Here is a 903-nt window from a genome sequence, read left to right on the forward strand (position 1 = left end):
CGGGCCCACCAGCCTGGGCGGGGTGGCCAACGCCCAGGCCCTGGCGGCGATCTACGCCGCCTCCTTTGGGCCGGTGCCGGAGCTGGGTATCGAGCGCGGGCTGCTGGATCCGGACACCTGGGCGCAGGTCTCCCGCGAACGGGTCTTCGGCCCGGACCGGATCAGCGGGCAGCCGCAGTCCTTCGGGCTGGGGTTCACCAAGGGCACCCCCGGCCAGGAGTACGGCTCGATCTTCGCCTACGGGCACAACGGGGCGAATTCGTCGATCGCGTTCGCCGACCCGGCGCACAAGCTCGCGGTCGCTATCTGCCGGCCGGGCCGGAAGGCGAGACCCAGAACCCGACCGGGGTCCAGCTCAGCCGAACGATCCGCCAGATTCTGCAAGCGAAGGAGAAGTAATGAAGTTCGTGGCACTGGGTGACTCGTTCACCGAAGGGGTGGGCGACGTGGACCAGCTGCGCCCAAACCAGGTGCGCGGGTGGGCGGACCGGGTCGCCGAGGTGCTGTGCACCCAGGGGACTGGCAGTACGCGAACCTGGCCATCCGCGGCAAGAAGATCCGCCAGGTCATCAACCAGCAGCTGGAGGCCGGCCTGGCCCTGGAGCCGGACTTGGTGACCATCTACGCCGGCGGCAACGACATCCTGCGCCCGAAGGTCGACATCAACTCGCTGATGCGCGGGTATGAGGGCATGGTGCAGCGCTTCACCGACTCCGGGGCGAAGGTGGTGCTGTTCACCGGGTTCGACACGGCCGACTCGCCCCTGTTTTCCCGCACCCGCCCGCGCACCGCGCTGTACAACGAGCTGGTGCGCACCATCGCCGAACGCCACGGGGCGATGATCGCCGACTACTGGCGCTGGCGCGAATTCAGCGACCCGCGCCTGTGGGCGGTGGACCGGCT

The 903-nt window shown here is 69.2% G+C and carries 1 protein-coding gene and 1 pseudogene; both read left to right on the forward strand.

The window, feature by feature from the left end:
- The coding region (locus JCM19049_RS15655) for a serine hydrolase (protein WP_279403384.1) at positions 1-421 on the forward strand (421 nt) is incomplete at its 5' end.
- A pseudogene (locus JCM19049_RS15660) lies at positions 399-903 on the forward strand (SGNH/GDSL hydrolase family protein); the annotation flags it as partial. The gene JCM19049_RS15655 and the pseudogene JCM19049_RS15660, both read left to right, overlap by 23 nt.

Source organism: Arthrobacter sp. JCM 19049 (genome assembly GCF_001310435.1).